The 26,508-nt window shown below is 67.8% G+C and carries 24 protein-coding genes; 19 read left to right on the top strand and 5 right to left on the bottom strand.

The features are described from left to right. Nucleotides 1-21 precede the first annotated feature (21 nt). Nucleotides 22-912, top strand: coding sequence for a glucose-1-phosphate thymidylyltransferase RfbA (rfbA, locus tag ACF8O7_RS01380; protein ID WP_126311297.1), 891 nt, complete (start codon nt 22-24; stop codon nt 910-912). Then, nucleotides 909-1,457: a dTDP-4-dehydrorhamnose 3,5-epimerase gene (gene rfbC, locus ACF8O7_RS01375; protein WP_016451844.1), complete on the top strand. Its 549-nt coding sequence runs from the start codon at nt 909-911 to the stop codon at nt 1,455-1,457. Before rfbA ends, rfbC begins: the two co-directional genes overlap by 4 nt. 6 nt (nt 1,458-1,463) lie before the next feature. Here rfbC and ACF8O7_RS01370 read toward each other — a convergent pair whose 3' ends face one another. Further along, the gene (locus ACF8O7_RS01370; RefSeq protein ID WP_017407333.1) at nt 1,464-2,345 is read right to left on the bottom strand and encodes a LysR substrate-binding domain-containing protein; all 882 of its coding nucleotides are present in this window, start codon (nt 2,343-2,345) and stop codon (nt 1,464-1,466) included. Between the two features lie 201 nt (nt 2,346-2,546). Between ACF8O7_RS01370 and ACF8O7_RS01365 the strand changes: the two genes are divergently transcribed. The 6 genes from ACF8O7_RS01365 (at nt 2,547) to ACF8O7_RS01340 (ending at nt 9,977) form a co-directional block, all read left to right on the top strand. Continuing rightward, complete coding sequence (locus ACF8O7_RS01365) at nt 2,547-3,998, top strand: NCS1 family nucleobase:cation symporter-1 (protein WP_126311298.1); 1,452 nt, start codon at nt 2,547-2,549, stop codon at nt 3,996-3,998. Nucleotides 3,999-4,008: 10 nt separating this feature from the next. Next, the gene (locus ACF8O7_RS01360) at nt 4,009-4,749 is read left to right on the top strand and encodes a GntR family transcriptional regulator (protein ID WP_061287146.1); all 741 of its coding nucleotides are present in this window, start codon (nt 4,009-4,011) and stop codon (nt 4,747-4,749) included. A gap of 178 nt (nt 4,750-4,927) precedes the next feature. Further along, entirely contained in the window at nt 4,928-5,971 is a 1,044-nt protein-coding gene (locus ACF8O7_RS01355) for a putative 2-aminoethylphosphonate ABC transporter substrate-binding protein (protein ID WP_126311299.1), read from the top strand. A gap of 14 nt (nt 5,972-5,985) precedes the next feature. Further along, a complete protein-coding gene (locus tag ACF8O7_RS01350) occupies nt 5,986-7,059 on the top strand; it encodes an ABC transporter ATP-binding protein (RefSeq protein WP_016446482.1) in 1,074 nt (357 codons plus the stop codon). Next, the gene (locus tag ACF8O7_RS01345; RefSeq protein WP_043789909.1) at nt 7,056-8,828 is read left to right on the top strand and encodes a putative 2-aminoethylphosphonate ABC transporter permease subunit; all 1,773 of its coding nucleotides are present in this window, start codon (nt 7,056-7,058) and stop codon (nt 8,826-8,828) included. Before ACF8O7_RS01350 ends, ACF8O7_RS01345 begins: the two co-directional genes overlap by 4 nt. Before the next feature lie 33 nt (nt 8,829-8,861). Continuing rightward, complete coding sequence (locus ACF8O7_RS01340; RefSeq protein ID WP_047470349.1) at nt 8,862-9,977, top strand: TIGR03364 family FAD-dependent oxidoreductase; 1,116 nt, start codon at nt 8,862-8,864, stop codon at nt 9,975-9,977. A 16-nt stretch (nt 9,978-9,993) separates the two neighbouring features. Here the strand turns inward: ACF8O7_RS01340 and ACF8O7_RS01335 are convergent, their stop codons facing one another. Together ACF8O7_RS01335 and ACF8O7_RS01330 are read right to left on the bottom strand one after the other, a co-directional pair. Then, a complete protein-coding gene (locus tag ACF8O7_RS01335; RefSeq protein WP_034365104.1) occupies nt 9,994-11,169 on the bottom strand; it encodes a zinc ribbon domain-containing protein in 1,176 nt (391 codons plus the stop codon). 73 nt (nt 11,170-11,242) lie between these two features. Then, nucleotides 11,243-12,355, bottom strand: coding sequence for an SPFH and helix-turn-helix domain-containing protein (locus ACF8O7_RS01330; protein ID WP_016446478.1), 1,113 nt, complete (start codon nt 12,353-12,355; stop codon nt 11,243-11,245). Between the two features lie 358 nt (nt 12,356-12,713). Here ACF8O7_RS01330 and glyQ point away from each other — a divergent pair, with 358 nt between their 5' ends. The 6 genes from glyQ (at nt 12,714) to ACF8O7_RS01300 (ending at nt 18,953) form a co-directional block, all read left to right on the top strand. Beyond that, nucleotides 12,714-13,652: a glycine--tRNA ligase subunit alpha gene (glyQ, locus tag ACF8O7_RS01325; protein ID WP_016446477.1), complete on the top strand. Its 939-nt coding sequence runs from the start codon at nt 12,714-12,716 to the stop codon at nt 13,650-13,652. Between the two features lie 34 nt (nt 13,653-13,686). Further along, a complete protein-coding gene (gene glyS / locus ACF8O7_RS01320) occupies nt 13,687-15,798 on the top strand; it encodes a glycine--tRNA ligase subunit beta (protein WP_126311300.1) in 2,112 nt (703 codons plus the stop codon). A 181-nt stretch (nt 15,799-15,979) separates the two neighbouring features. Next, nucleotides 15,980-16,549: an HAD-IIIA family hydrolase gene (locus ACF8O7_RS01315; RefSeq protein ID WP_013804243.1), complete on the top strand. Its 570-nt coding sequence runs from the start codon at nt 15,980-15,982 to the stop codon at nt 16,547-16,549. Between the two features lie 150 nt (nt 16,550-16,699). Next, complete coding sequence (locus ACF8O7_RS01310) at nt 16,700-17,440, top strand: 1-acyl-sn-glycerol-3-phosphate acyltransferase (RefSeq protein WP_016446474.1); 741 nt, start codon at nt 16,700-16,702, stop codon at nt 17,438-17,440. A 13-nt stretch (nt 17,441-17,453) separates the two neighbouring features. Continuing rightward, nucleotides 17,454-18,422 carry a M48 family metallopeptidase gene (locus tag ACF8O7_RS01305; RefSeq protein ID WP_126311301.1) on the top strand — a complete coding sequence of 323 codons (969 nt, stop codon included), beginning with the start codon at nt 17,454-17,456 and terminating at the stop codon, nt 18,420-18,422. Between the two features lie 90 nt (nt 18,423-18,512). After that, nucleotides 18,513-18,953: a rhodanese-like domain-containing protein gene (locus ACF8O7_RS01300; RefSeq protein ID WP_012203223.1), complete on the top strand. Its 441-nt coding sequence runs from the start codon at nt 18,513-18,515 to the stop codon at nt 18,951-18,953. 22 nt (nt 18,954-18,975) lie between these two features. On the opposite strand, the gene ACF8O7_RS01295 is transcribed toward ACF8O7_RS01300, so the two are convergent. Next, a complete protein-coding gene (locus ACF8O7_RS01295; protein ID WP_012203224.1) occupies nt 18,976-19,911 on the bottom strand; it encodes a LysR family transcriptional regulator in 936 nt (311 codons plus the stop codon). A 105-nt stretch (nt 19,912-20,016) separates the two neighbouring features. Between ACF8O7_RS01295 and ACF8O7_RS01290 the strand changes: the two genes are divergently transcribed. Together ACF8O7_RS01290 and ACF8O7_RS01285 are read left to right on the top strand one after the other, a co-directional pair. Next, entirely contained in the window at nt 20,017-20,991 is a 975-nt protein-coding gene (locus ACF8O7_RS01290) for a tripartite tricarboxylate transporter substrate binding protein (RefSeq protein ID WP_016446471.1), read from the top strand. A 1-nt stretch (nt 20,992) separates the two neighbouring features. Continuing rightward, the gene (locus ACF8O7_RS01285) at nt 20,993-21,751 is read left to right on the top strand and encodes a maleate isomerase (RefSeq protein WP_016451831.1); all 759 of its coding nucleotides are present in this window, start codon (nt 20,993-20,995) and stop codon (nt 21,749-21,751) included. A 169-nt stretch (nt 21,752-21,920) separates the two neighbouring features. On the opposite strand, the gene lysM is transcribed toward ACF8O7_RS01285, so the two are convergent. Next, nucleotides 21,921-22,391: a peptidoglycan-binding protein LysM gene (lysM, locus tag ACF8O7_RS01280; protein ID WP_016446469.1), complete on the bottom strand. Its 471-nt coding sequence runs from the start codon at nt 22,389-22,391 to the stop codon at nt 21,921-21,923. A gap of 185 nt (nt 22,392-22,576) precedes the next feature. On the opposite strand from lysM, the gene ACF8O7_RS01275 reads away from it, so the two are divergent. From ACF8O7_RS01275 to ACF8O7_RS01265, 3 genes are all read left to right on the top strand, one after another. Further along, a complete protein-coding gene (locus ACF8O7_RS01275; protein ID WP_016446468.1) occupies nt 22,577-23,389 on the top strand; it encodes a type III pantothenate kinase in 813 nt (270 codons plus the stop codon). 199 nt (nt 23,390-23,588) lie between these two features. Continuing rightward, nucleotides 23,589-25,295 carry a type II secretion system ATPase GspE gene (gspE, locus tag ACF8O7_RS01270; protein ID WP_016446467.1) on the top strand — a complete coding sequence of 569 codons (1,707 nt, stop codon included), beginning with the start codon at nt 23,589-23,591 and terminating at the stop codon, nt 25,293-25,295. Continuing rightward, nucleotides 25,288-26,505 carry a type II secretion system F family protein gene (locus tag ACF8O7_RS01265; RefSeq protein WP_047469286.1) on the top strand — a complete coding sequence of 406 codons (1,218 nt, stop codon included), beginning with the start codon at nt 25,288-25,290 and terminating at the stop codon, nt 26,503-26,505. The genes gspE and ACF8O7_RS01265 overlap by 8 nt, the downstream gene beginning before the upstream one ends. The last annotated feature ends 3 nt before the right edge of the window (nt 26,506-26,508 follow it).

Raw genomic sequence — 26,508 nt, 5'->3', positions numbered from 1 at the left:
ACGAACGACAGGACCCACCCCATGAACGCGCAACGCAAAGGCATCATCCTCGCTGGCGGCTCCGGCACCCGCCTGCACCCGGCCACGCTGGCCATCAGCAAGCAGCTGCTGCCGGTCTACGACAAGCCCATGATCTACTACCCGCTGAGCGCCCTCATGCTCGCGGGCATCCGCGAGATCCTCGTGATCAGCACCCCGCAGGACACGCCGCGCTTCGAGCAATTGCTGGGCGACGGCTCGCAGTGGGGCCTGAAGCTGGAGTACGCCGTCCAGCCCAGCCCGGATGGACTGGCCCAGGCCTTTTTGATCGCCGAGGACTTCCTGGCCGGCGCCCCCAGCGCCCTGGTGCTGGGTGACAACATCTACTACGGACACGACTTCCCCCGCCTGCTCGAACGCGCTGACGCGCGCAGCGAGGGCGCCACGGTGTTTGCCTACCACGTGCAGGACCCCGAGCGCTATGGCGTGGCCGAGTTCGACGCCCAGGGCCGCGTGCTTTCCCTGGAGGAAAAACCCAGGCAGCCCAGGAGCAACTACGCGGTCACGGGCCTGTATTTCTACGACAGCCAGGTCGTTGAGCTGGCAAAGTCCATCAAGCCCTCGGCGCGCGGAGAGCTGGAAATCACCGACCTCAACCGCCTGTACTTGGACAAGGGCCAGCTCAATGTGGAGCTCATGGGCCGTGGCTATGCCTGGCTGGACACGGGCACGCACGACAGCCTGCTGGAAGCAGGGCAGTTCATTGCCACGCTGCAGCAGCGCCAGGGCCTGAAGGTCTCCTGCCCCGAGGAGATCGCCTTCCGCCAGGGCTGGATAGACCGTGCCCAGCTCGAGACGCTGGGCCAGGCCCTGGCCAAGAATGGCTACGGCCAGTACCTGCTGCAGATCCTCAAGGAAAAGGTGCACGCATGAAGGCAACACCCCTGGCCATTCCCGAGGTGATGCTGATCGAGCCCAAGGTCTTTGGTGACGATCGCGGCTTCTTCCTCGAAAGCTTCAACCAGCAGGCCTTCAACCAGGCCACGGGCACGGACCACCAGTTCGTGCAGGACAACCACAGCCGCAGCAAGAAGGGCGTGCTGCGCGGCCTGCACTACCAGCTGCCTCCCCATGCCCAGGGCAAGCTGGTGCGCGTGGTGCGCGGCGCCGTGTTCGATGTGGCCGTGGACATCCGCAAGGGCTCGTCCACCTTCGGCCAATGGGTGGGCGCCGAGCTGACGGAAGACAACCACCGCCAGCTGTGGGTGCCCCCAGGCTTTGCCCACGGCTTCATGGTGCTCAGCGACAGCGCCGACTTCCTCTACAAGGCCACGGCCTTCTACGCGCCCCAGGCCGATCGCGGCATTGCCTGGGACGACCCGGCCATCGGCGTGCAGTGGCCGCAGCTCGATGTGGAGCTGTCGCTGTCGGACAAGGACCTCAGGCAGCCGCTGCTGGCGGATGCCGAGCTGGCCTGAGCCAGTTCACATCTGGTCCGGCAGCACCCCGCCCGGCACGGCTTCCTCCAGAAAGCCGGCGATCAGCCGGGCCTGGCGGCGTTCGCGCAGGCAGTACAGGTATTCGGGCAGGCGCGGCACGGGGCCTGCGAAGGGCAGGACGACGATGTCGGGGTGCGCCGAGGCTTCATGCCGGGCGAAGACGCTGATGCCCATGTCGCGGATCACGGCCTCGCGGATGGCTTCGCGGCTGGCGATTTCCATGATGTGGCGCGGTGCCAGGCCGGCGGCGGCCAGCATCTGTTCGGTGAGCTGGCGCGTCATGGAGCCGCGCTCGCGCAGGATCAGCGTGTCTTGCACCAGATCGGACGCCTGCACCATGGTGCGCTGCGCCAGCCGGTGGCTGCGGTGCACCAGCAGGGCCAGCGGGTCCTGGCCCAGTTCCACGCGCAGCAGGCGCGGATCACCTTCCAGGTGCGATGAGGTCGCCAGGTCCACCTGGTAGTCCACCAGCGCCTGCACCATCTGGCGCGAGTTGCCGCCCACGATGGCCACTTCCACCCGCTCGAAGCGCCGCTGGTAGCGCTTGACGATGTCCAGCACGTAGTAGGGCGCCGTCGCACCGATGCGCAGCTGGCCCTGGCTGGCATCGCCCGAATGGCGCAGCGCCGACTCCAGCTGGATGGTCTGCAGCAGCAATTGCTCGACCTGGGGCAGCAGGCGCAGCCCGGCATCGGTGATGGACAGGCGCCCGCCCTGGCGATGGAACAGCTCCACGCCGTAGTGCTCTTCCAGCGCGCGGATCTGGGTGGTCACGGTGGGCTGGCTCAGCGAAAGCTGGCGTGCCGCCTGCGTGATGCTGCCCAGGCGGGCCACCCAGAAGAAGGACTTGAGCTGCGTGACGAACATGGCGGGGTGTTGGGGTCAGGAATGCCTGGCGCCATTTCAACATGGCGCCGTGATGCGCAGGGCCGGCGTGGCCGGGTATGTCCCTGGAAACAACTCCTGCGCCTGAAGGCACACTTCTTGCATACCAGTTTGCGTGCCAGCTGATTCATGGGTCTCGGCTGGTCTTGTGTCAGTGATTGCTCGTGATCAAGGAGCGCAGCAATGGATATTCGCAATCCTTCGCCGGGTCTTTACAACGAAGACCTGGCGCCCACCAAGGACCGCCGCTGGGGCGCCTTCAGCATTTTCAACGTCTGGACTTCGGACGTGCACAGCCTTTGGGGCTACTACCTGGCGGCCAGCCTGTTTCTGCTGTGCGGCAGCTTCGTCAATTTTCTGATCGCCATCGGCATCAGCTCCCTGGTCATCTTCTTCTTGATGAACCTGGTGGGCTATGCGGGCGAGAAGACCGGCGTGCCCTATCCGGTGCTGGCGCGTGCGTCCTTCGGGGTATGGGGCGCGAATCTGGCTGCCCTGGTGCGAGCCATCGTGGCCTGCTTCTGGTACGGGGCGCAGACGGCGGCCGCCTCGGGCGCCATGGTGGCGCTGCTGGTGCGCAATGAGGCGTTGCTGTCCTTCCACCAGACCACGCACTGGCTGGGCCATTCGGGTCTGGAGGTGATCTGCTACGTGGTCATCTGGGCCTTGCAGCTGCTGATCATCCAAAGGGGCATGGAGACCGTGCGGCGATTCCAGGACTGGGCCGGGCCTGCCGTGTGGATCGCCATGCTGGTGCTGGCCATCGGCCTGTGCGTGAAGGCCGGTGGCTTCAGCTTCGACCACGGCATTCCCGTGGATGTGCTGCTGGACAAGACCAAGGATGCGGGGGTGAGCGGCGCGCCGGGCAGCTTCTGGGCGCTGATGGCCGTGGGCGCGACCTGGATCACCTACTTTGCGGCGCTGTACCTGAACTTCTGCGATTTCTCGCGCTATGCGAAGAACAAGGAGGCGGTGGCCAAGGGCAACCTCTGGGGCCTGCCCGTGAATCTGATCGCTTTCTCGCTGGTGGCCGGCATCACCACGATTGCGGCCTTCAAGGTCTATGGCGAGGTGCTGCTGCACCCCGAGCAGATCTCGGCCAAGTTCGACAGCTGGGTGCTGGCCCTGCTGGCCGCCGTCACCTTTGCCGTGGCCACGCTGGGCATCAACGTGGTGGCCAACTTCGTCTCGGCGGCGTTCGATATTTCCAACGTGTTTCCCAAGCGCATCGACTTCAAGCGCGGCGGATACATCGCCGCACTGATTGCCCTGGCTCTCTATCCCTTTGCACCATGGGAGGGCGGCGCTGCCCACTTCGTGAACGCCATCGGCGCCACCATGGGGCCGCTGCTGGGCATCATCCTGGTGGACTACTACCTGGTGGCCAAGGGCAACATCAACGTGGCCGCGCTGTATGACGAACATGGCGAGTACCGCTACGAGGGCGGCTGGAACGTCAACGCGCTGATCGCCACCGGCATCGGCAGCGTGTTCTCCACCATCCTGCCCAACTTCACCAGCCTGCTGCCGGTCTGGTGGGGCACCTACGGCTGGTTCTTCGGCGTGCTGATCGGCGGCAGCGTGTACTGGGTGATGGCCACGCTGCGCCCGCGCCGCATTCCGGCCGCGGCCTGAGGAGGCCGCCATGTCCGAGCCGCAGGATGCGCCGGCCACCGGGCCGGCCTTGATCGCCGAGCGCGTGATGCGCTCCATCGTCGAGCGCAAGCTGCGTCCTGGCGAACGCCTGGGCGAAAAGGAACTGGCCGAGGTCTTCGGCGTGAGCCGCACCATGGTGCGCGAGGCGCTGATGCAGCTGCAGGCGCGCGGCTTCGTCGAGGTGCGCTCGCGCCAGGGCTGGTACGTGGTCGAGCCCTCGTTCGAGGAAGCCCAGGAAACCTATGCCGCGCGCCGCGTGCTGGAGTCCGGCATGCTGCGCGACGCGGGCCGGCCGCTGCAGGCGGCCATACGCACGCTGCGCGAGCATGTGGCCCAGGAGCGCGGCGCCATCGCAGAGGCCGACAACGCCGGCCAGCGCAGCGTGCTGCTGGCCGACTTCCACGTCTGCCTGGCCGAGCAGATGGGCAACCGCTTTCTCACGGCCATGATGGCCGACCTGTCGGCGCGCACCACCCTGGTGTCTGCGCTGTACCAGTCGCAGACCGAGGCACAGCACTCCAATGCCGACCACGAGGCCATCGTCGATGCGCTGGCGGCCGGCGACATGGCGCGCGCCGAGCAGTTGATGCGCGAGCACATCGACGCGCTGGCCGCCAGGCTGGATCAGAACCTTGCCCACCGCGCGCGCCTGCAGGACCGGCTGCTGGATGCGCTGCAGCCGCAGACGGCCCAGGCTGAGCGCCCGGGCAGGGTAAAGCCGCGCCGCTGAAGAAGGCGGGAGCGGGGCGAGGGGGCGCCGAGGGGCGGAGGGCACCCAAATCCGCCAATACCCGCTTCGCCAAATTTCCGTTGTGTGACACGGACGTTTCACCTGCGCTTTCTACAGTGGGTGTCAGAGGTGGCGACCCTGCCGCCTGTCCACGAACCCACAACGGAACTGACACGCCATGCGCCACACCCTTGCCTCCCTGGGCCGCCGCCTTGCCATTGCCTCTGCGGCGCTGACCGTCGCCTCCTTCGCCTCCCTGGCCCATGCGGCCAAGACCGAGCTGCTGGTCTACAGCGCGCTGGAGGCCGACCAGATCAAGGCCTACAAGAGCGGCTTCGAGAAGGCCCATCCCGAGATCGAACTCAAGTTCGTGCGCGACAGCACGGGCATCATCACGGCCCGCCTGCTGGCCGAAAAGGCCAATCCCCAGGCCGACGTGATCTGGGGCGTGGCCGCCACCTCGCTGATGCTGCTGGACAAGCAGGGCATGCTGCAGCCCTATGCGCCCAAGGGCCTGGACAAGGTGCGCGCCAACATGCGCGATCCGCGCGCCCAGCCGACCTGGGTGGGCATGGACCTGTGGTCGTCGGCCATCTGCTTCAATACCGTGGAGGCCGGCAAGCGCAAGCTGCCGGTGCCCGCCAGCTGGGCCGACCTGGTCAGGCCCGAGTTCAAGGGCACGATCACCATGCCCCACCCGGCCTCCAGCGGCACGGGCTACCTGATGGTCGCGGCCTGGCTGCAGATCATGGGCGAGGACAAGGGCTGGGCCTACATGGACGGCCTGCACCAGAACATGGGCGTGTACACGCACAGCGGCTCCAAGCCCTGCCGCCAGGCGGGGGCCGGCGAGTTTCCCGTGGGCCTGAGCTTCGAATACCGCGCCAGCAAGACCAAGAAGGATGGTGCGCCCATCGACATCGTTTTTCCCCGGGAAGGCCTGGGCTGGGATGTGGAGGCCACGGCCATCCTCAAGACCAGCAAGAAGCAGGAAGCCGCCAAGGCCCTGGCCGACTGGGCCGTCACGCCCGAGGCCAACAAGCTCTACGCCGCCAACTTCGCCGTGCTGGCCTTGCCCGAGGCGCAGGAAAAGCTGGAGTTCATTCCTGCCGACCTCGAAAAGCGGCTGGCGAAGAACGACTTCGATTGGGCCGCGGCCAACCGCGAGCGCATCCTGGCCGAGTGGAGCCGCCGCTACGAAGCCAAGGCAGAGAAAAAGTAAGCCGGAGCCACGCCATGCTGCGCATAGACCATATCGCCAAGCGCTACCGCGAGCAGCAGGTGCTGCGCGGCATTGACCTGAACGTGGAGGCGGGCGAGTTCGTCAGCCTGCTCGGCCCTTCGGGCTGCGGCAAGACCACGCTGCTGCGCATCGTCTGCGGCATCGACATGCCTGACGAGGGCAGGGTGCTGTTCCAGGGCGATGACATCACGCGCTGGCCGGCCGCGCGCCGTGGCTTCGGCGTGGTGTTCCAGAGCTATGCGCTGTTTCCCAACCTGACGGCCGCGCAGAACGTGGCCTTCGGGCTGAACGGGCAGCCTGCGGCGCAGGCGCGCGAGCGCGTGGCCGAGATGCTGTCCCTGGTGGGTCTGGGCGCGCAGGCCCAGCGCTACCCGGCCCAGCTGTCGGGCGGCCAGCAGCAGCGCGTGGCACTGGCCCGCGCGCTGGCGCCCCGGCCGCGCCTGCTGCTGCTCGACGAGCCGCTGTCCGCGCTCGATGCCCAGGTGCGCACCGAGCTGCGCAGCGAGATCCGCCAGCTGCAGCGCCAGTTGGGCATCGCCTCCATCATGGTCACGCACGACCAGGAAGAGGCCTTGTCCATGGCCGACCGCGTGGTGCTCATGCACCAGGGCCGCATCGAGCAGCAGGGTTCGCCCGAGCAGCTCTATGCCCAGCCCGTGAGCCAGTTCGCGGCCGGTTTCGTGGGCCGCATGAACCTGCTGCCGGCCACGGCCGAGGGGGCGGACCAGGTGCGCATCGGCGAAGCCAGCCTGCGCTGTGCGCTGGCCGGCTTCGAGCGTGGCGACGCGCTGCTGGTCGGCGTGCGTCCGGAAAGCGTGGTGCTGCACCCGGCCCAGCCCACGGCGTTGCCCAACCTGTTGCGCGCCCGCGTGGTGGAGACCTCCTTCCTCGGATCGATGGCCCTGGTGCGCCTGTACAGCCCCACGCTGCAATGCCAGGTTGACGCCCAGTGGCCCCTGCGCCACGACGTGGGCCTGCCCGACTGGCTGCAGGGCGAGGTGCTGATGGAGCTGCCCGCCGCTGCGCTGCAGCCGTTGGCGGCGCCCGACGCGAGGAAGGCCGCATGAGCGCGCATCCCATGGACACGGCCGTTTCCGTGCCGGTGCCGGTGCCGGTGGACCGCTCCGCTTGCGCCCGCCGCAGCGCGCCTGCAGGGCCCGTGCGTCCGCAGGGGCGCAGCGCAGGCTGGGAGCGCTGGTGGCTGGGCGCCCTGGTGCTGGGCGCACTGGCCTGGCTGCTGGCCACCATCGCCCTGCCGGTGGCCAGCCTGCTGGGCAGGAGTTTCTGGGACGACACGGGCCGCTTCACGGGCCTGGCCCAGTTCATCACCTATGCGCGCATGCCGGGCGTGGCGCAATCGCTGTTCAACAGCCTGTGGCTGTCGGCCGTGAGCAGCACGGTGTGCGTGCTGCTGGCCTATGCCTACGCCTATGGCGTGGTGCGCAGCTGCATGCCGCTGGCGCGCTGGTTCCGCGCGCTGGCCCTGGTGCCGCTGCTGGCGCCTTCGCTGCTCATGGCCATCAGCCTGATCTACCTGTTCGGCAGCCAGGGCCTGCTCAAGGGCTGGCTGCAGGGGGGCTCGGCCTACGGGCCCTTCGGCATCATCGTGGGCTCGGTGCTCTGGACCTTTCCGCATGCGCTGATGATCCTGTGCACCACGCTGGCCTCGGGCGATGCGCGCCTGTACGAGGCGGCCGCCACGCTGGGCGCCAGCCGCTGGCGCAGCTTCCGCCAGGTCACGCTGCCGGCCAGCCGCTACGGGCTGATGATTTCGTGGATCGTGGTTTTCGTGCTCGTGGTGACCGACTTCGGCGTGCCCAAGGTCATTGGCGGCAACACGGCCATGCTGGCCACCGACATCTACAAGCAGGTCATCGGCCAGCAAAACCTGTCCATGGGTGCGGTGGTGGCCATGCTGCTGCTGGTGCCGGCCGGCCTGGCCTTTGCGGCCGAGCGCCATTTGCGTGCGCGCCAGGCGGCCACCATGGGCGTGCGCTCCGTGCCGCTGGTGCCCCAGCCCCATGCGCCGCTGGACCGCGCGCTGTTCGCCTACTGCGCGCTGGTGGCGCTGGCGCTGCTGGCCGTCATGGGCACGGCCGTGCTGGCCTCCCTGGTCAGCTACTGGCCGTACAACCTCACGCTGACATTCAAGAACTACCGCTTCGACATGATGGACGGCGGCGGCTGGGCCAGCTATGGCAACTCGCTGTCCATGGCGCTGGCCACGGCCGTGCTGGGCGCGGTGCTGAGCTTTGTGACCGCCTACCTGGTGGCCAAGCCCGTACGCTGGGCGCGCACGCGCCAGTGGCTGCATGCCGTGGCCACGCTGCCCATGGCCGTGCCGGGGCTGGCGCTGGGCCTGGGCTACATCCTGTTCTTCAATGCCCAGGGCAATCCGCTGCACTTCCTGTACGGCAGCATGGCCATCCTGGTGCTGTGTTCGGTGGCGCATTTCTTCTCGGTGGCGCACATCACGCAACTGGCCGCGCTGCAGCAGCTCGATGCCGAGTACGAGCGCGTGGCCGATTCCATGGGCGTGGCCTTCTGGACGCTGCTGTGGCGCGTGCACCTGCCGGTATGCCTGCCCGTGGTCATGCAGGTGGCCGGCTATTTCTTCGTCAACGCCATGACCACGGTGTCGGCCGTGGTGTTCCTGTACTCGCCCGAGACCACGCTGGCCTCGGTGGCCGTGCTGGCCATGGACGACGCGGGCGACACCGCGCCGGCCGCCGCCATGGCCACGCTGATCTTTGCCACGGCCGCTGCGGGCCGGCTGCTGATCGCGGCGCTGGATGCCTGGGTGCAGCGGCGCACGCAGCGCTGGCGCCAGCGCTGACTTTTTTCCTTTCCCTCTCCTCTGTTTTCTCCCATGAAGAACTACGACCTGATCGTGGTGGGGGCCGGCATTGTCGGCCTGGCCCACGCCTATGCGGCTGCGCGCCGTGGCCGCAGCGTGCTCGTCATCGAGCGCGACGCGGCCTGCATCTCCGCCTCCATCCGCAATTTCGGCTTTGTCACTGTCACGGGGCAGCAGGCGGGCGCCCACTGGCAGCGGGCCATGCGTTCGCGCGATACCTGGGCCGAGATCGCGCCGCAGGCCGGCATCGAGGTCGTGCACCGCGGGCTGTGGCTGACGGCGCGCCGGGCCAGCGCCGAGGCCGTGCTCCACGCCTTTCTGAGCACCTCCATGGGCGAGCGCTGCGAGCTGCTCACGCCGGCCCAGGCCGCCGAACGCCACCCGGCACTGCGCACCGAAGACCTCAGCGCCGTGCTCTACAGCCCGCATGAGCTGCGCGTGGAGTCGCGCACAGCCATTGCCAGGTTGGCGCAGTGGCTGGAGCAGGCCATGGGCGTGGATTTCCGCTTTGGCGAGGCCGTGCTCGAGGTGGCAGCACCCCGGGTGCGCAGCGCCCGCGCCAGCTACCACGGCGAACGCGTGGTGGTCTGCAACAACGCCGACCCGGGCGGCCTGTTCGCCGGCCTGTGGACGCCGCACCGCATCCAGCTGTGCCAGCTGCAGATGCTGCGCGTGCGGCCGCAGCCGGGCTTGCAGCTCAAGGGCTCGGTCATGGGGGACCTGAGCATGGTCAGATACGAGGGCTACAGCGCCCTGCCCGAAGCCGCCGCGCTGCGCGCCGAACTGGAGCGGGAGGAGGGCGAGAGCCTGGCCCACGGCATCCACCTGATCGCCGTGCAAAGCGCCGACGGCAGCCTGGTGGTGGGCGACTCCCACCACTACGGCGCAGCGCCCCAGCCCTTTGCCAGCGAAGCCGTGGACCGGCTGATGCTGCGCCACATGAACGAGGCCCTGCACCTGCGCGATGCCCAGGTGGTGGAGCGCTGGGTGGGCGTCTACCCGAGTGCGCAGGACGCGCCCTGCGTGGTGCATGCGCCCGACGAGGCCACGCGCGTGGTCGCTGTGACGGGTGGGTCCGGCGCCAGCACGGCGTTCGGTCTGGCCGAGGAGGTCTGGAGCGCGTGGTGAGCGGCAGCCGGCCTACTTACTGGCCGAACATCACCCACAGCAGCGCCAGCACCATGATCGTGGCCAGCACGGCCAGCGTGATCTTGAGGGCGCTGTAGGGGCGCTCGCCCGCGATCTGGCCCGTGTAGCCGTTGGCGATGATCTGGAAGGTCCTGCTGCCGTAGGTGTAGCCCACCAGCCAGACCGGCACGAGGATGTGCTTGAAGGTGCGGCCTTGGTACTCGCGCTGCATCTGCAGGTTGCGGTAGGTGTCGCCGGGCACCTGGCGCGCGCACAGGGCGCGCAGCTGCTCGTCCATGTCCTGCACGTTGACCTGCGCGGCCTTGCCCAGGTCGATCTGGTAGCGCTCCACCGTCCAGCCGCGCACGAACTCGGGCGTGTAGGGCTTGAGGTCGGTGGTGGTGGGGAAGGGCTCCACCTGGCGCAGCAGGTTGGCGTGCACGCCCACGGTGCCGGGCACCAGCTCGTCGTCGAAGAAATGGGCGAGGCTGCCCGAGGCCGGCTCCCAGCGCACATGGCGCACCTGGCGCGTCTGCACGTTGCCGTTGCTGTCGCGGTAGGACTCGGTGGTGTAGTAGTAGAAGCCCGCCTCGGCCTGCCAGTCGGCGCTGGCGTGGGCGTCGAAGGTCCAGTACGGCAGGTACACGCCGTGCAGCGTGTCGGTCAGCGCGGCGGACTTCAGGCGGTTGGGCGCGAACCAGCGGCTGCCGTACCACTGGCGTATGCGGTCGCGGATCTGGCCGTCGCTGATCTTGAAGGGCAGGATGCTCTGCGGCGTGATGGCATCGCCCTGGCCCTCGTGGGCCACGATGGAGGGCGAGCCGCAGAAGTCGCAGCGCTGGGCCACGGTGCGGTTGACGAAGACCGAGATCGCGCGGCAGTTCTGGCACTGGACCTCGTAGCGGTCCTCCGTGCCCCAGCCCCGGCCGGACTTGGGGTTGCGCAGTGCCTCGGCCAGGTCCTGCTCGACCACATCGCGGCCCAGTTCCTCGCGCGTTTCCTCGCTCCAGGGCACCGTGGTGCCGCAGTACGGGCACTTGAGCGCCTGGGCCTGGGCATTCCATTCGAGGTTGGCGCCGCATTCGGGGCAGGGGTGCTTGCGCACCATAGCCGGCGCGGCGGCAGCGGCCTCCCAGGAACCGGAGGCGGGGGAAGTCGAGGTGCTGGAGGAACTGGAGGAGGGCGCGCTCACGGCATCGGTCCTGGAAAACGGGACGCGGCGCCAAGCAGGGCCTGGCGCCGCAAAGGGTCAAACCACGGAAATGTCAGCCGCGCAGGAAGTCATCGAGTGCGGCTTGCGCAATGCGCCACTGGCTGCCGATCTGGCGCGCCTTGAGGTTGCCGGCCTGGATCTCGGCCAGCACATCGGCCTCGCTGACACCCAGCACCTGGGCCGCCTGTGCCGGAGTCAGCACCTGCAGGCCACCGGCGGCGGGCGCTGCCGGCGCCTGGGCGGCCTGGGCGGCGGCAGGCGAGAACGGGTCGGAGGCCTGGCCGGCCGGTGCGCCACCGGCGCCGCCGCCGTTTTGCATGCTCTTCATCATCTCCTGCGCCATGCCGAAGCCCATGGCCATGGTGGCGGGCAGGGTGGCTGCGGCAGCGCCTTCGCCGCCCGTGGTCATGGCCTGGCCCATCTGGTACTTGACGTAGTCGTTGAGGTTGCCGATGGCCGTCATGCTGGAGCGCTTGTCGATGGCCTGCTCCACCTCGGGCGGCACGGACACGTTCTCCAGCACGAAGCTGGTGATCTCCAGGCCGTACTTGTCCGTCATGGCCGGGTTGATCAGCGGCAGCAGCGCATCGCCCAGCTCGCCATAGCGCTGGGCCACGTCCAGCACGGGCACCCGGGCCTTGGCCAGCGACTCGGTGAACACGCTGATGATGCGCGAGCGCATGGTGTCGGCGAACTCGTCGATGCGGAAGTTCTGGTCCGTGCCCGCCACTTCCTTGAGGAACTTGGCCGGCTCGACGATGCGGAAGTCATAGGTGCCGAAGGCGCGCAGGCGCACGGCGCCGAAGTCCTGGTCGCGCACCATCACGGGGTTGGAGGTGCCCCACTTGTTGCCCGTGAACAGCCGCGTGTTGATGAAGTAGACATCGCACTTGAACGGCGAGTTGAAGCCGTACTTCCAGCCCTGGATGGTGGACAGGATGGGAATGTTCTGCGTGGTCAGCGTGTGCTTGCCGGGGCTGAACAGGTCGGCGTACTGGCCGGCCGAGACGAACTGCACCTGCTGCGACTCGCGCACGATGAGCTGGGCGCCGTTCTTGATTTCCTTGTCGTCGTCGGGCCAGCGGTAGGAGAGCGTGTCGCGCGAGTCATCGGTCCACTCGATGATCTCTATCAGTTGCTTGGTGATGATGTTCATCAGGTTCATGGCAGGCTCCGAAACGGTGTTGGTCCACGACAAAAAAGGTCAATGGGCCATTCTAGGCGGCGTGCATGGCGGCGGGGAGAACGGCCACCGGCCGCTGCCCCGGTGAATTGTCAAAAAATGATCCGGATGCGTCGTGCAAGGCGGGCTTTCGGGTCTTCGCGCGCCACGGCCTTTGCCGGCATGTGTCGCCTGCTCCGTTTTTTGATGCAGATCGCCCTGTGGAGCGTCTGCCGTGGGGCCGCAGGCCCGCGCCACGGCGCAGGGCCGGGCGGCGCCTTAAAATCGTCGTTTGCGCGGCGCGAGCCGCCTCTCATTCACCGGCGCGGCCCCGGCCTGCGTGCGACGCCTGAAACAAGTCATGCTCACTTTCCAACAAATCATCCTCAAGCTGCAGTCCTACTGGGCCGACCAGGGCTGCGCGCTGCTCCAGCCCTATGACATGGAAGTGGGCGCGGGCACCTCGCATACCGCCACCTTCCTGCGCGCCCTGGGCCCCGAGCCCTGGAAGGCCGCCTACGTGCAGCCCAGCCGCCGCCCCAAGGACGGCCGCTACGGCGACAACCCCAACCGCCTGCAGCACTACTACCAGTTCCAGGTCGTGCTCAAGCCCGCGCCCGACAACATCCTGGAGCTGTACCTGGGCTCGCTCGAGGCCCTGGGCTTCGATCTCAAGAAGAACGACATCCGCTTTGTCGAGGACGACTGGGAAAACCCCACGCTGGGCGCCTGGGGCCTGGGCTGGGAAGTCTGGCTCAACGGCATGGAGGTGACCCAGTTCACCTACTTCCAGCAGGTCGGCGGCATCGACTGCAAGCCCGCCACCGGCGAGATCACCTATGGCCTGGAGCGCCTGGCCATGTACCTGCAGGGCGTGGACAACGTCTACAACCTGACCTGGACCGACGGCCTGAGCTACGGCGACGTCTACCACCAGAACGAGGTGGAGCAGTCCACCTACAACTTCGAGCACTCGGACGCCGACTTCCTGTTCACCGCCTTCAGCGCCCACGAAAAGCAGGCCAACCACCTGATCGGCGAACAGCTGGCGCTGCCGGCCTACGAGCAGGTGCTCAAGGCCGCCCACACCTTCAACCTGCTCGATGCGCGCGGCGCCATCAGCGTGACGGAGCGTGCCGCCTACATCGGCCGCATCCGCAACCTGGCCCGCGCCGTGGCCAAGGCCTATATGGACAGCCGTGCGCGCCTGGGCTTCCCCATGGCGCCCAAGGCCCATGCCGACGAAGTGCTGGCCGAGCTGGCCAAGGCCGCCGAACAACAGGGCAAGAAGGCCGCCTGAGGCGGACACCGCTGCACCGAGAGAACACCAGACCATGAACGCATCGAATCTTCTTGTTGAACTGTTTGTCGAAGAGCTGCCCCCGAAGGCGCTGCAAAAGCTGGGCGACGCCTTTGCCGGCGTGCTGTTCGAGCAGCTCAAGGCCCAGGGCCTGCTGGCCTCCAGCGAAGCGCGCCTGACGGCCTATGCCTCGCCGCGCCGCCTGGCCGCCCACATCACCGAAGTGCTGCCCCAGGCCGAGGACAAGGCCGTGTCGCAAAAGCTCATGCCCGTCTCCGTGGGCCTGGACGCCGACGGCAAGCCCACGCCCGCACTGATCAAGAAGCTGGCCGCCCTGGGCGCCGGCGAAGAAGCCGTTGCCAGCCTGACCCGCCAGGGCGAAGGCAAGGCCGAGGCCCTGTTCCACGCCTCCACCGTGCGCGGCGTGATGCTGGCCGACGGCGTGCAAAAGGCGCTGGACGAAGCCATTGCCCGGCTGCCCATCCCCAAGGTCATGCGCTACCAGCTGGCCGACGGCTGGAGCAGCGTCCATTTCGTGCGCCCGGCCCACGGCCTGGTGGTGCTGCACGGCACCGAGGTGCTGATCGGCGTCAAGGCCCTGGGCCTGACGGCCGGCACGGCCACGCATGGCCACCGCTTCGAGGCGGCGGTCGATCCCGTGGTCATCCGCTCCGCCGATGACTACGCCGCGCAACTGCGCGAGGAAGGCGCCGTCATTGCCAGCTTCGCCGAGCGCCGTGCCGAGATCGCGCGCCAGCTGCAGGCCGCTGCCGAGCGCGTGGGCGGCGGTGTCCGTCCCATCGAGGACGATGCCCTGCTGGACGAAGTCACGGCCCTGGTCGAGCGCCCCAATGTGCTGGTCTGCGAGTTCGAGAAGGAATTCCTCGACGTGCCGCAGGAATGCCTGATCCTCACCATGAAGGCCAACCAGAAGTACTTCCCGCTGCTGGACGCCGCCGGCAAGCTGACCCACCAGTTCCTGGTGGTCAGCAACATCAGCCCCCAGGATGCCAGCGCCGTCATCGGCGGCAACGAACGCGTGGTGCGCCCGCGTCTGGCCGACGCCAAGTTCTTCTTCGACCAGGACCGCAAGAAGACCCTGGCCTCCCGCGTGGACGGGCTGGGCAAGGTGGTCTACCACAACAAGCTCGGCACCCAGGGCGAGCGCGTGGAGCGCGTGCGCTCCATCGCCAAGAGCATTGCCCGCCAGCTGGGCGACACGGGCCTGGCCCAGCAGGCCGACCTGGCCGCGCAACTGGCCAAGACCGACCTCGTGACCGACATGGTGGGCGAGTTTCCCGAACTGCAGGGCACCATGGGCCGCTACTACGCGCTCAACGACGGCCTGGACGTGGCCGTGGCCGATGCCATCGAGGACCACTACAAGCCCCGCTTTGCGGGCGACGAACTGCCGCGCGGCAACGCCGGCGTGGTCGTGGCCCTGGCCGACAAGCTGGAAACCCTGGTCGGCATGTTCGGCATCGGCAACCTGCCCACGGGCGACCGCGACCCCTTCGCGCTGCGCCGCCACGCCCTGGGCGTGATCCGCATGCTGGTCGAGAAGGACCTGGCGCTGGATCTGGAAACCCTGCTGGTCAGCGTGCTGCCCGCCTTCGGCGACAAGATCGAGGACGCCACGCCCCAGCTGGCCGACTTCATCTACGACCGCCTGGCCGGCAACCTGCGCGAGCAGGGCTTCTCGGCCCAGGAAGTGGACTCCGTGCTGGCCCTGCGCCCGCAGCGCCTGTCCGACGTGCAAAAGCGCCTGGAAGCCGTGCGCGCCTTCGGCGAGCTGCCCGAGGCACCGTCCCTGGCCGCCGCCAACAAGCGCGTGGGCAACATCCTCAAGAAGACCGAGCAGGCCGTGCAGGCCCAGGTCGACGCGGCCGTGCTGGCCGAGGTGGCCGAGAAGGACCTGTACGCAGCCCTGCAATCGGTGGCGCCCAAGGCGCAGCAGCAGTTTGCTGCCGGCGACTACACGGCCAGCCTGCAGACCCTGGCCGCGCTGCGCGCCCCGGTCGATGCCTTCTTCGAGCATGTGATGGTCAACGCCGAAGACCCGGCGCTCAAGGCCAACCGCCTGGGCCTGCTGGCCACGTTGCACGAAGCCATGAACCGCGTGGCGGACCTTTCGCGACTGGCGTGAATGGAGCACCCCCTGAGGCGCTTCGCGCCTTCCCCCCGTGGCACGGCGCCTCTCTACTTGCTTCGCAAGGGAGGGGGACGACACCCTCGGTGCGGGGCGGCGCGGCCGGCCTAGGCCCTTCCTCGGTGTCCCTCGTCTTGGGACGCGCGCAATTGAGTTCTGACATTCTTGGGACCCGACCATGAAAATTGCGATCCTGGACCGTGACGGAACCCTCAACCAGATCGGTGAAGAGGGCTTCATCGGCTCGGCCGAGGCCTGGAAGGCCCAGCGCGGTGCGCTGGAAGCCGTGGCGCGCCTGAACCGGGCGGGCTGGCATGTGGTGGTCGCCACCAACCAGCCAGGCCTGGGCCGGGGCCTGTTCGACGTGACCGAGCTCAATGCCGTGCACGCGCGCATGCACCGCGAAATGGCGGCGGCAGGCGCGCGCGTCGATGCGGTTTTCTACTGCCCCCATGCGCCGGACGAGGAATGCCATTGCCGCAAGCCCGGCACGGCGCTGTTCGAGCAGATTGCCGAGCGCTTCGGCGTCGAGGGGCATCAGCTGTGGGTGGTCGGCTCCTGCGTGGCCCACCTGCAGGCCGGCGCCGCCATGGGCGCGCGCCTGCACCTGGTCTGCACGGGCGCCAGCGCCGGAGTGTCTCTGGACGGGGCGCTGCCGCCTGGACTGCCGCCCGGCACCCAGCGCCATGCCAGCCTGGCCGCGCTGGCCGATGCGCTGGTTCCGGCAGATGCCGCACCCGCTCCCTGAACGCCTGAACGTCCGAATGGCGCTTTGCCCATGCGCCGCCGGCCTGCCGTCCTGCGCACAATGCTATCTTTGTGAATTCCGATTCCTGAGGGCGCAAGGCCCGGGCCTGCCGCCCGGCCCCTGCGCCGCTTTCTGCACCACACTGCCGCCATGTCCCTGATCCGCTCCACCCTCCACATGCTCTGGATGGGCATCACCGTGATCCCCTACACCCTGGCCGTGCTGCTCACGCGCTGGCTGGGCGGCGGGCCGCGCCGCGTCTATGCCGTGGCGCGCGCCTGGCTCAAGCTGTCGGTGGACAGCGCCCGCGTGATCATGGGCGTGCGCCACCGCGTGCAGGGCATGGAGAACCTGCCCACCGATCCCAAGCAGGGCGTGGTGCTGCTGGTCAAGCACCAATCCACCTACGAAACCTTCCTCATGCCGGCGATCATGCCGCGCCCGCTGGCCTATGTGTTCAAGAAGGAACTGCTCATGGTGCCCTTCTTCGGCTGGTCCATCGGCAGCATGGACATGATCCATATCGACCGCAAGCACGGCTCGCGCGCATTCCACAAGGTCGTGGAGCAGGGCCGGCGCCTGCTGGCCCAGGGCACCTGGGTCATCATGTTCCCCGAAGGCACGCGCATCCCGCGCGGCGAACGCGGCGAGTACAAGACCGGCGCCACGCGCCTGGCCATCATGACCGGCGTGCCCGTGGTGCCCATTGCCGTCACCTCGGCCAAGTGCTGGCCGCGCAAGGCCTTCATCAAGACCCCGGGCGTGGTCGATGTCTCCATAGGCAAGCCCATCCCTTCCGTGGGCCGCAAGCACGAGGAGCTGATGGTGGAAGTCGAAAACTGGATCGAATCCGAGATGCAGCGCCTCGACCCCGAGGCCTACCGCGCCTGAGGCAGGAGTCGGCATGGCGGACACGGCACAGCGTTCCTGGGACTGGTTGGTGCCGCCCGCCGTGGAAAGACAGGACGGCGGGCTGAGGCCGCGCCGTGAGCGATCCGCTCAACCCGAAGCGCCGCAGGCTTTGCCTGCACCTGCACCTGCACCTGCACCTGCACCTGCACCTGCACCTGCACCTGCACCTGCACCCACCCCGCCCGCCGGCTCCGTGCACAGTTCCTTCGTTCATCCGCAAGCCAACCAGCAGGCGGTTCTCCAGGGGCAGGTGCTGCACTATCGGTTGCAGCGGTCGCGCCGGCGCACCATAGGCTTCACCATCGGCGCACAGGGGCTGGTGGTCAGCGCGCCCGCATGGGTGAGCATGACGGCCATCGGGCAGGCACTGGATGCGAAGTCGGGCTGGATACTGCGCAAGCTCCAGGAGGCCGGGCAGCGCCAGCGGGCCCAGCAGTCGGCACGCATCCGGTGGGAGCACGGCGGCGAGATCGACTATCTGGGGCGTCCCCTGGCACTGCTTCTCACCGGTGGCGAAGCCCAGCCGCTGCGCACCCGCCAGGTCCACCGCGAACAGGCGGCCGACGGCAGCCAGTCCCTGCACCTGCCCCTGGCGCCAGACGCATCAGCTGCCGAGGTGCGTGCCTGCGTGCAGGCCTGGATGCTGCGCGAGGCCCGCTCCTGGTTCACGGCCAGCCTGCAGCGCCATGCGCCGCTGCTGGGCGTGCAATGGACCAGCCTGCGCCTGACCAGCGCGCGCACGCGCTGGGGCAGCGCCAACACCGCAGGGGCCATCCGCCTGAACTGGCGGCTCATGCAGCACACGCCCGAGGTCATCGACTACGTGGTCGTGCACGAGCTGTCCCACCTGCGCCACATGGACCACAGTCCGCGCTTCTGGGCCACGGTGGCCAGCGTGATGCCGGGCTGGGAGGCGCAGCGCCAGGTGCTGCGTGACAAGCTGCTGCCGCCCTGGGAGTAGGCGATCCGGGCACCGGCGAGGCGGCGCCAGTCGGGCTGGACGGTTATTCTTGCCGGGCACACAACCGCGTCCTATCAAGAAAGCCCATCCATGTCCGCAAACGCTCCCGTTCCCGCAGCCATTCCCCTGACCGTCCAGCCCGCACAGGGCTATGCCGGCGACATTCCACCCGAACTTGCCTGGCAATGGCTGCAATCCGGCGAAGCCGCGCTGGTGGACGTGCGCACCGATGCCGAGCGCGAGTGGGTGGGCCGCGTACCCGGCGCCGTGGCCGTGGCCTGGAAGCAGTGGCCGTCCATGGCCATGAACCCCGATTTCGATAGCCAGCTGCGCGCCGCCGTGCCTGAAGGCGGCAAGGTGGTCCTGCTGTGCCGCAGCGGCGTGCGCTCGGTGGCCGCTGCCCAACGCGCAGCGCAACTGGGCATCGAGGCCTACAACATCCTCGAAGGCTTTGAGGGCGATGTGGACGCCAGCGGCCAGCGCGGCCATGTCGGCGGCTGGCGCCTGCGCGGCCTGCCCTGGCGCCAGTAAGCCGGCGCCAGCCTGTCGTCGCTCAGCGCTGCGGCTGCGCGAACCCCAGCGCCGCCGCCCGGGCGGCCACCATGTCCACCAGGGCCTGGGCCGGTCCCGACAGCGTGGCCTGCGAGCGCATGGCCAGCAACAGCCGGCGCCGGGTGTTGAGCGCCCCCAGCGGGCGCAGCCGCAGTGCCCGCGCGGCCAGGTGCGGCGCGGTGGCCGCGCGCGGCAGGATGGCCAGGCCCAGGCCCACCGAGACCATGTGGCACATGGCATCGAAGCTGCGCACCTGGATGCGGATCCGCACGGGCCGGTTGATGGATTCGGCCTCGGCCGCAATGCGCCGCATCAGCGAGGTGGAGCGGGCCAGGCTCACGAAGTCGTGGTCCAGCACGGTGGCCAGGGGCACGGGGGAGTCGTCGTCCGTGTCCAGCGCATGGCCGCGCGGCATGACCAGCACCAGCTCGTCCACATCGCAGACCTGGGTGCTCAGCCCTTCCAGGGGCGTGTTCTCCCCGATGATGGCCAGCTCGGCCACGCCGCTGAGCACAGCGCGCACGGATTCCTCGCTGAGCGCGTCTTCCAGGTCCACCGACACACCCGGGTGGGCCGCCATGAAGTCGGCCAGCAGCCGGGGCAGAAAGCCTGCGAACGCCGAGTTGTTGGCCCACAGGCGCAACTGGCCCGTGGCGCCGCTGCGAAAGTCGTCCATGGCCAGGGCCAGATGTTCCAGCCGGGCCACCACGTCCACGGCATGGTGGTACATGCTCTGGCCGGCGGGCGTGGGCGTGACGCCGCGCTTGCTGCGCACCAGCAGGGTCACGCCGCAGTGCTGCTCCAGCTCGGCCACGCGCTTGCTGGCGGCTGCCAGTGACAGCCCCAGCGTGCGCGAGCCCGCCGTCAGGCTGCCGGCATCGACCACGGCCACATACAGGCGCAGCGTCAGCAGATCGAATCGGTGCAGGTTGATCATTCGCATCCTCCACCAGAGACGAAGGATGGATCAACGAGATACGGCTGTTCGACCGCGAGCAGGCCCGCAAGAATGCGCCGGTACAAAGAGAACATGGAGACAAGCATGAATCGACGCATTGTGCTGCAGGCCGCCGGCCTGGCAGCGGCCGCCCTGCTGGGCGCAGGAACCGTCCAGGCCCAGGCCTTTCCAGCCAAGTCCATCACCCTCGTGGTCCCCAATCCGCCCGGAGGCGTGGTGGACACGGCGGCACGCCTGGCGTCCGATCCGATGTCGCGCCTGCTGGGGCAGTCGGTCGTGGTGGACAACCGGGGCGGGGCCAGCGGCAACATTGCCTACCAGATGGTGGCCAGGGCACCCAAGGACGGCTACACGCTGCTGGCTTCGTATTCGGCCTACCACGTGGGCAATCCGGCGCTGTTTCCCAAGCTGCCCTGGGCCCAGTCCGAGCTGGTGCCCGTGGGACTGATCGTGGCCGCCACCAATGTGATCGCCGTCCATCCTTCGGTGCCGGCGAACAGTCTGCAGGAATTCATTGCCTACCTGCGCAAGAACCCGGGCAAGGTCAACTATGCGTCGCAGGGCAATGGCTCGCTGTCGCACGTGGGCACGGCCGTGTTCGCCCAGGTGACCCAGACCCAGATCACGCATGTGCCCTACAAGGGGTCCGGCCCGGCCATCCAGGACGTGCTGGGCGGCCAGGTGCAGATGTTCATCACCACGCCGCCTTCGGTGCTGGGCCATGTGCAGACGGGCAAGCTCAGGGCCCTGGCCGTGACCAGCAAGACGCGCCATCCCATGCTGCCCGATGTGCCCACCACCGCAGAAGCGGGCCTGCCGGGCTTCGAGCTGGAGGCCTGGGTCGGCCTGTTCGCGCCTGCGGGCACACCGCCCGACGCCATCGCCAGGCTGTCGGACGCGCTCAAGACCTCCCTGGAGTCGCCTGACGTGCAAAAGCGCGCGGCCCTGCAGGGCGTGGAGCCGCGATTCCTCGGCCCGCAGGCGCTGGCCGCCCTGGTCCAGCGCGAGACGGACCACTGGGGCAAGGTCATCAAGGCCAACCACATCACGATGGATTGACATGACAGCCAAAAACCATTTCCGTATCGGGCAGATCGTGCCCAGCTCCAACACCACGATGGAGACCGAGATCCCCGCCATCCTGCGGGCCCGCGAGGCCCTGGCGCCCGAGCGTTTCACCTTTCACTCCAGCCGCATGCGCATGAAGCATGTGACCAAGGAGGAGCTGGCTGCCATGGACGGCGACAGCGACCGCTGCGCGCTGGAACTGTCGGATGCGCGTGTCGATGTGCTCGGCTATGCCTGCCTGGTGGCCATCATGAGCATGGGGCGCGGCTACCACCGTGTCTCCGAGACGCGCCTGCACCAGCGCACCGTGGACAACGGCGGCCCCGCGCCTGTGGTCACCAGCGCCGGCGCCCTGGTCGATGGCCTGCACGCCATCGGCGCGAAGAAGGTGGCGCTGCTGGCGCCCTACATGAAGCCGCTGACGCAGCTGGTCATCGACTACATAGAGAACGAAGGCATCGAAGTGGTGGACAGCATCTCGCTGGAGATTGCCGACAACCTGCAGGTGGGCGCCCAGGATGCGCGCGCACCCATCGAGATCACGCGGCGCCTGAACACGGCCAATGCCGACGCGGTCATCGCCTCGGCCTGCGTGCAGATGCCCTCGCTGGCCTCGGTGCAGCCCATCGAGGACCGCGTGGGCCTGCCGGTACTGTCTTCCTCGGTGGCCACGACGTTCATGATGCTCAAGCGCCTGGGCTTGCCGACAGCCGTTCCGGGATTCGGTGCGCTGTTGAGCGGTAAATACTGAATCTTTCATTGAGAAAGGCCGCTATTGCGGCCTTTCTCGGAGCGGGGTAGGTCTAATTCGCGGCATCCAGAACTGGCATGAGCCAGGTCAGAGACACCGAGCAAGGGCCGCCCCGCCGCGAGGGTGTCGTCCCCCTCAGGGGGAAGCGGCGACGCCGCTCAGGGGGGGCTTAGATTGCCGGAATGCGCAGCTTCTGGCCGGGGTAGATCTTGTCGGGGTGGCTCAGCATGGGCTTGTTGGCCTCGAAGATCACCGGGTACTTGTTGGCATCGCCATAGAACTTCTTGGCAATGGCCGACAGCGTGTCGCCGCGCACCACGTCGTGGTACTGGGCTTCGGGCTCGGGGTTGGTCACCGTCATCTGGTTGTCCACGGACTGCACGCTGGAGACGTTGCCGCAGCACAGCGTCACCTTTTCCTTGGCCGCCTGGGTAGGTGCCGTGCCCAGCACCGTGACCTTGCCCTGCGAGCCGTCGAACTGCACCTTCACGTCACTGACGCCCAGGTTCTGCGTGCCGATATAGGTCTCGATGGCCTTGGCCGCCTTGGCATTCAGGTCTTGCGCAGGCTCGGCTGCCTGTGCGGCGCTGCCGCCGAACAGCTTTTCGCCGGCTTCCTTGATGAAACTGAAAAGTCCCATGGGTGACTCCTGTTGGTGGGTGGAAAAACGGAAAGGCCAATGTAACGCCTAACAGTGGCAGCGCGCGCTGCCGGGCAGGAGCGCTCCCGGATTTTTGACATTTGCGCCATTCTTGCGTTCACGTCCTCACTCAGTTGTCGTCCATGGCTGACGCTATCCTCCGGAAAACTCCGATAATCCCGCCCATGACTTTTTTGGCCATAGACATCGGCAACACCCGCTTGAAATGGGCGATGTACGACGCGCATCGGCCTGGCGCTGCCCTGTTGGCGCACGGCGCCGAGTTCCTTGAGCACATCGAGCACCTGGCCGAAGGGCCGTGGAGCGACCTGCCCACGCCCACGCGCATGCTGGGCTGCGTGGTGGCTGGCGACACGGCGCGACGGCGCGTGCACGACCAGATCGACATGATGCTGGGCTGGGATTTCGAGCCGCAGTGGGCCGTGCCCAGCGCAGCCGAGGCCGGCGTCACCAATGGCTACGATTTTCCGTCGCGCCTGGGTGCGGACCGCTGGGTGGCCATGATCGGTGCGCGCCAGCACATCCTGCAGCGCGGCCCCGAGCGGCCCCTGATCGTGGTCATGGTCGGCACGGCCGTCACCGTGGACGCGCTGGACCAGCATGGCCACTTCATGGGCGGGCTGATTCTTCCGGGCCACGGCATCATGCTGCGCGCCCTGGAAAGCGGCACGGCCGGCCTGCATGTGCCTACGGGCGCGGTCACGCCATTTCCCACCAACACCAGCGACGCCCTGACCAGCGGCGGCACCTACGCCATCGCCGGTGCCGTGGAGCGCATGTACCAGCATCTTTACATGCACTGCAGCATGGAGCCTGCCTGCGTCATGGCCGGCGGCGCTGGCTGGAAGATGGTGCCCAGCATGACGCGGCCTTTCGAACTGGTGGACAACCTCATCTTCGAGGGGCTGCTGGTCATGGCCCAGCGCCGTTGGGGTGATGCCAGCGGCCTGCCCGCGGAGGCGGTGAAGGCGGCCTGAAGCCGCCTTGAACCACCTGACAACGCCTGAAACCGCCTGAGGCCACTTTTCATCGTGCAGCGCAGCATCGCGCCGCACGATTGCGCACGTAACAGTTGATGACGGGAAGGCGGCGCCCCTGGGTGTCGCATGCTATGCCTTTGGCGGGGGATGCGGCGACAGTGGATAATCCGCGGCAATGTCTTCCACCAATCACCTCATGGAACCGATTGCCGCTGTCGAAGCCCCGATCAAGGGGCGGCTGGGCGAACGCCTCCTTTCCGCCGGCAAGCTGAACGAGCGCGATCTGCAAAACGCCCTGCAGGCGCAGCAGGAGTTGGGCGGCTACCTGGGCCAGGTGCTGGTACAGCTGGGTGTGGTGGCGGAAACCGACGTGGCCCAGGCGCTGGCCGAGCAACTGCAGATGCGCTGGCTGCGTGCGGAAGAGTTTCCCGACCTGCTGCCCGACGTGCCTGGCCTGCTGGCCAGTTTTCTGGATGCGCAGTGCGTCTGCCCGATTTCGCTGCAGGACGGCGTGCTCGAAGTGGCCATGTCCGTGCCGCAGGACCCCTTCATCACCAAGGCGCTGCGCCTGGCCACGGGGCTGCAGATCAAGCCCGTGCTGGCGCTGGAGGCCGACATCCGCAAGGCACTGTCCGAAGCAGGCCAGGAACCCGAAGGGGAAGAAGGCCAGGACTGGGAATCGGACGCCACGGGTGGCGACTTCGTCGAACATCTGAAGGACCTGGCCAGCGAGGCGCCCGTCATCCGCTTGGTCACAGGCATCATTTCCCGCGCCATCGAGCTGCACGCCTCCGACATCCACCTCGAGCCCTTTGAAGCCGGCCTGCAGGTGCGCTACCGCATGGACGGCGTGATCCACGCGGCCGAACTCGTGCCGCCGCGCCTGAGCGCCGCCGTCGGCTCGCGCGTCAAGCTGCTGGCCCATCTGGACATTGCCGAGCGCCGCCTGCCGCAGGACGGCCGCATCAAGACCCGCGCCAAGGGCCGCGAACTGGACCTGCGCGTCTCCACCGCGCCCACGGTGCATGGCGAGAGCATCGTCATGCGGGTGCTGGACCGCGCCAGCGTGAGGCTGCGCCTGGAAAGCATGGGCTTCGAGGCGGACACGCTCGAGAAATTCAACACGCTGCTGGCCAAGCCGCACGGCATTGTGCTGGTCACGGGCCCCACGGGCTCTGGCAAGACCACCACGCTGTATGCAGCCCTGTCCAAGATCGACGCGGTTTCCAACAAGATCATCACCGTCGAGGACCCGGTCGAATACCAGCTCGACGGCATCAACCAGATCCAGGTCCATCCCCAGATCGACCTGACCTTCGCCAACGCCCTGCGCTCCATCCTGCGCCAGGACCCGGACATCATCATGATCGGCGAAATGCGTGACGGAGAAACCGCGCAGATCGCCGTGCAGTCCGCCCTGACAGGTCACCTGGTGCTGTCCACGCTGCACACCAACACCGCCGCAGGCGCAGTCACCCGCATGCGCGACATGGGGGTGGAGAGCTACCTGATCACCTCCTCGGTCAACGGCGTGCTGGCCCAGCGGCTGGTGCGCACGCTGTGCTCGCGCTGCAAGCAGCCCGACACACTGCCGACGGCCGCCATCGAGGGCAGCGGCCTCAAGCGCTTTCTGCGCGAGGGCTCGCCCATCTACCGCGCCGTCGGCTGCGAGCACTGCCGCGGCACGGGCTACAAGGGGCGTACCGGCATCCACGAACTCATGGTCATCGACGAGCCGCTGCGCCGCGCCATCATCGAAGGCCAGGATGCCAACGCCCTGCATGCCATGGCCGCCAAGAGCGGCATGCTGAGCCTCTATGACGACGGCCTGCGCAAGGTGGCTTCGGGCGTCACCACGCTCGACGAAGTGCTGCGCGTGACCCAGGACCAGAGCGATGCCTGATTACAGCTGGGAGGCCGTGGACAGCCGCGGTCAGATGGTCAAGGGCACTTTTTCCGCTGCGGCCGTGGCCGAGGTGGTGGTGCACCTGCGCAAGAGCCGCCTGTCGCCCATCAAGGTCGAGGAAGCCGCAAGCCTGGGCAATGTGCCGCTGGCGGCGCGTGCGCTCAAGAAAGGCCGCATCAAGGCCGACGACATCCAGGGCATGACCACCGAACTGGCCATCATGATGCGTGCCGGCCTGTCGCTGGACAATGCGCTCAAGGTCCTGGTGGAGATGAGCCACAAGGTGCAGATGCAGGCCATGCTCCAGTCCGTGCTCGACAGCGTCAAGGCCGGCATGCCGCTGAGCCAGGCGCTGGGCAAGCACCATGACCTGTTCGGCGACTTCTATATCAACATGGTGCGCTCGGGCGAGGCCAGCGGCCAGATGTCGGGCGTGCTCAACCGGCTGGTGGAACACATGGCGCGCCAGCGTGCCCTGCGCGACAGCGTGGTCTCGGCCACCATCTATCCGGCCATCCTGCTGGGCGTGGCCGTGCTGTCCCTGGTGGCCATGCTGGGCTTCGTGGTCCCGCAGTTCGAGCAACTCTTCAACGACATGGGCGACGCGCTGCCCCTTCCCACGCAGTTCGTGATGGGGTTGGGCCATGCGTTTCGCAGCTACGGCTGGGCGGTGTTCATCGTGCTGGGCGCGCTGGGCTGGGCCTTTTCCCGCTGGGTCAAGAGCCCCAAGGGCCGCCAGACTTGGCAATCGTGGCTGCTGGGCCTGCCGGGCCTGGGTGGCGTGGTGCGCAAGTACCAGCTCACATTGTTCAGCCGATCGCTGGGCACGCTGCTGGGTAACGGCGTCACGCTGCTGACCGCACTGCGCATTGCCAGCGACACGGTCTCCAACGTCGCCATCCGCGAGCGCCTGGAAAAAATGGGTCCCATGGTCAAGGAAGGCCATCGCATGGCCCATGCTGCCCAGAAAACCGGAGAATTCGAGCCCCTGGCCCTGAATCTGGTGCGGGTGGGCGAGGAAACCGGCCGCCTGGGCGACATGATGCTGGAGCTGTCCAACATATTGAACCGCGAGGTCGAAAACGCGATCAAACGCCTCCTGACCATGCTGGAGCCGGCGCTGATCCTGGTCCTCGGTATCCTTATCGCCTCCATCATCGTGTCGATCCTGCTCGGAATCCTGTCCGTCAACGATCTGGCCGTCTGATGA

The organism is Delftia sp. WSY_16, from assembly GCF_043104415.1.
GTDB classification, from domain to species: domain Bacteria; phylum Pseudomonadota; class Gammaproteobacteria; order Burkholderiales; family Burkholderiaceae_C; genus Comamonas; species Comamonas tsuruhatensis.
Note: the sequence above shows the minus strand (reverse complement) of the source record. Positions and strands in the feature narration are given on the sequence as shown.

What these genes read in the sequence shown, in the direction of transcription:
- rfbA (WP_126311297.1), top strand. Translation starts at nt 22, where the DNA reads ATGAACGCGCAACGCAAAGGCATCATCCTCGCTGGCGGCTCCGGCACC.
- rfbC (WP_016451844.1), top strand. Translation starts at nt 909, where the DNA reads ATGAAGGCAACACCCCTGGCCATTCCCGAGGTGATGCTGATCGAGCCC.
- ACF8O7_RS01370 (WP_017407333.1), bottom strand. Translation starts at nt 2,345, where the DNA reads ATGTTCGTCACGCAGCTCAAGTCCTTCTTCTGGGTGGCCCGCCTGGGC.
- ACF8O7_RS01365 (WP_126311298.1), top strand. Translation starts at nt 2,547, where the DNA reads ATGGATATTCGCAATCCTTCGCCGGGTCTTTACAACGAAGACCTGGCG.
- ACF8O7_RS01360 (WP_061287146.1), top strand. Translation starts at nt 4,009, where the DNA reads ATGTCCGAGCCGCAGGATGCGCCGGCCACCGGGCCGGCCTTGATCGCC.
- ACF8O7_RS01355 (WP_126311299.1), top strand. Translation starts at nt 4,928, where the DNA reads ATGCGCCACACCCTTGCCTCCCTGGGCCGCCGCCTTGCCATTGCCTCT.
- ACF8O7_RS01350 (WP_016446482.1), top strand. Translation starts at nt 5,986, where the DNA reads ATGCTGCGCATAGACCATATCGCCAAGCGCTACCGCGAGCAGCAGGTG.
- ACF8O7_RS01345 (WP_043789909.1), top strand. Translation starts at nt 7,056, where the DNA reads ATGAGCGCGCATCCCATGGACACGGCCGTTTCCGTGCCGGTGCCGGTG.
- ACF8O7_RS01340 (WP_047470349.1), top strand. Translation starts at nt 8,862, where the DNA reads ATGAAGAACTACGACCTGATCGTGGTGGGGGCCGGCATTGTCGGCCTG.
- ACF8O7_RS01330 (WP_016446478.1), bottom strand. Translation starts at nt 12,355, where the DNA reads ATGAACCTGATGAACATCATCACCAAGCAACTGATAGAGATCATCGAG.
- glyQ (WP_016446477.1), top strand. Translation starts at nt 12,714, where the DNA reads ATGCTCACTTTCCAACAAATCATCCTCAAGCTGCAGTCCTACTGGGCC.
- glyS (WP_126311300.1), top strand. Translation starts at nt 13,687, where the DNA reads ATGAACGCATCGAATCTTCTTGTTGAACTGTTTGTCGAAGAGCTGCCC.
- ACF8O7_RS01315 (WP_013804243.1), top strand. Translation starts at nt 15,980, where the DNA reads ATGAAAATTGCGATCCTGGACCGTGACGGAACCCTCAACCAGATCGGT.
- ACF8O7_RS01310 (WP_016446474.1), top strand. Translation starts at nt 16,700, where the DNA reads ATGTCCCTGATCCGCTCCACCCTCCACATGCTCTGGATGGGCATCACC.
- ACF8O7_RS01305 (WP_126311301.1), top strand. Translation starts at nt 17,454, where the DNA reads ATGGCGGACACGGCACAGCGTTCCTGGGACTGGTTGGTGCCGCCCGCC.
- ACF8O7_RS01300 (WP_012203223.1), top strand. Translation starts at nt 18,513, where the DNA reads ATGTCCGCAAACGCTCCCGTTCCCGCAGCCATTCCCCTGACCGTCCAG.
- ACF8O7_RS01295 (WP_012203224.1), bottom strand. Translation starts at nt 19,911, where the DNA reads ATGATCAACCTGCACCGATTCGATCTGCTGACGCTGCGCCTGTATGTG.
- ACF8O7_RS01290 (WP_016446471.1), top strand. Translation starts at nt 20,017, where the DNA reads ATGAATCGACGCATTGTGCTGCAGGCCGCCGGCCTGGCAGCGGCCGCC.
- ACF8O7_RS01285 (WP_016451831.1), top strand. Translation starts at nt 20,993, where the DNA reads ATGACAGCCAAAAACCATTTCCGTATCGGGCAGATCGTGCCCAGCTCC.
- lysM (WP_016446469.1), bottom strand. Translation starts at nt 22,391, where the DNA reads ATGGGACTTTTCAGTTTCATCAAGGAAGCCGGCGAAAAGCTGTTCGGC.
- ACF8O7_RS01275 (WP_016446468.1), top strand. Translation starts at nt 22,577, where the DNA reads ATGACTTTTTTGGCCATAGACATCGGCAACACCCGCTTGAAATGGGCG.
- gspE (WP_016446467.1), top strand. Translation starts at nt 23,589, where the DNA reads ATGGAACCGATTGCCGCTGTCGAAGCCCCGATCAAGGGGCGGCTGGGC.
- ACF8O7_RS01265 (WP_047469286.1), top strand. Translation starts at nt 25,288, where the DNA reads ATGCCTGATTACAGCTGGGAGGCCGTGGACAGCCGCGGTCAGATGGTC.